Source organism: Amycolatopsis vastitatis, assembly GCF_002234595.1.
GTDB lineage: Bacteria > Actinomycetota > Actinomycetes > Mycobacteriales > Pseudonocardiaceae > Amycolatopsis > Amycolatopsis vastitatis.
The window spans coordinates 1-1,525 of the sequence record NZ_NMUL01000116.1 but is presented as its reverse complement, the minus strand read 5'-3'; the positions used below and the strand labels follow the sequence as shown (position 1 = coordinate 1,525).

1 protein-coding gene is annotated in these 1,525 nt (G+C 70.2%); it reads left to right on the top strand.

Features of this window, described 5'->3' with window-relative positions; genetic code table 11:
* Positions 1-111 precede the first annotated feature (111 nt).
* Complete coding sequence (locus tag CF165_RS49660; protein WP_338023756.1) at positions 112-1,515, top strand: NF041680 family putative transposase; 1,404 nt, start codon at positions 112-114, stop codon at positions 1,513-1,515.
* Positions 1,516-1,525 lie beyond the last annotated feature (10 nt).

The following is a 1,525-nucleotide window of genomic DNA, read 5'->3' as shown; positions in this document are numbered from 1 at the left end:
TCCTTGAGTTTTAACGTCGGGGTCGTTGGGGGTGCCCTGGTTGGTCATGGGGGCAGCCCTTGGTTGATGCTTCTTCTTGTCTAGGGAAGAAGATCCAAAACCAAGGGCTGCGTGATCAGTGTGCAGGACGTGGGCGGGCAGGACACGGCGGGGTTGCTGGCGGGGTGGCGGGCGGGGTTTCACCGGTGTCTGACCAGGCGTGCTGATGCGATGTTCGAGCTGGCTGATGCGCTGGCGTCCGCGTCGGGACGGGTGGGGTCGCTGCCGGGGTTGTCGCTGGAGCCGGAGTTCCGTCGTGGTCATGGCAGTGTGTATGCCGCGCTGACCTGGGGCCGGATCGACCAGGCCCGGCTGCGGCGGTTGCTGCTGGCGGCGGTGCCCGCGGGCCGGGACGGGCTGGTGTGGCTGGCCGGGGATGTGTCGAACTGGGCCCGCCCGGAAGCGGTGTGCTCGCCGCAGCGGCTGATGATCCATGACAAGTCCGCCCGCACGCTGGCCGGGTCCCCGGTGACCTCAGGGTGGCCGTTCGCGGTGATGGCCGCACTCGAGTGGGGACCGACCTCCTGGACCGCGCCGGTGGACCTGGCCCGGCTCGGGCCTGCCGACACGCTGACCGCGGTCACGCTGGCCGCGCTCGAGCGGGTCCATGCCGGCCTGGCCGAGGCCGGCCGGGCGGAGACGCCGGGGTTCGTGTTCGACGCCGAGTACGACCTGATGGCTTTGAGCCATCACCACGCCGGGCTGGTGCACATTGTCGGCCGGTTGCGGTCCAACCAGGTGTTCCACGCCGAACCGCCGCCACTGCAGGCGGGGATGCGGGGGCGGCGACGCCGGCATGGGGACAAGATCGCTCTGAACAAGCCCGACACGCTCACCACACCCGACCGGGCCGTCACCGTGGACTCGCCGCGTTACGGCCGGGTCAGGCTCTCGGCCTGGGACACCCGGCACCGCCGGCTGATCCGTGACGGCCACTGGAAAGACCACGACGGGCCACTGCCGATCGTGGCCGGGACGGTGCTGCGGGTCGAGATCGAGCGGCTGCCCGGCGGTGGGGACCCGGCCGGGCCGATGTGGTTGTGGCACGCCGGGCCCACCCGGCTGGATCTGGTCACCATCTTCGCTGCCTATCAGCGGCGGTTCGATCTCGAGCACACGTTCCGGTTCCTCAAACACGACCTGGGGTGGACCACCCCGGCGCCGATGCACCCGGACACGGCGTTGCGGTGGAGCTGGCTGGTGCTGGCCGCCTACACCCAGCTGCGCCTCGCCCGCAGCGTCGCCCGCGACCTGCGGCTGCCCTGGGAGAAACCCCAGCCACCCGAGACCATGTCACCGCGGCGGGTCCGACGCGATTTTCGGCGAGTTCGTGGGTTGACCGGCACCCCGGCCAACCCACCGAAAACCACCCAACCCGGCCCCGGACGCCCCACCGGCTCCACCCGACCACCCCGGACCCGCTACCCCACCCACCGCAAAAACAGCCGACGAGGCAAGAAAACCACCACACGTTAAAACTCAAGGA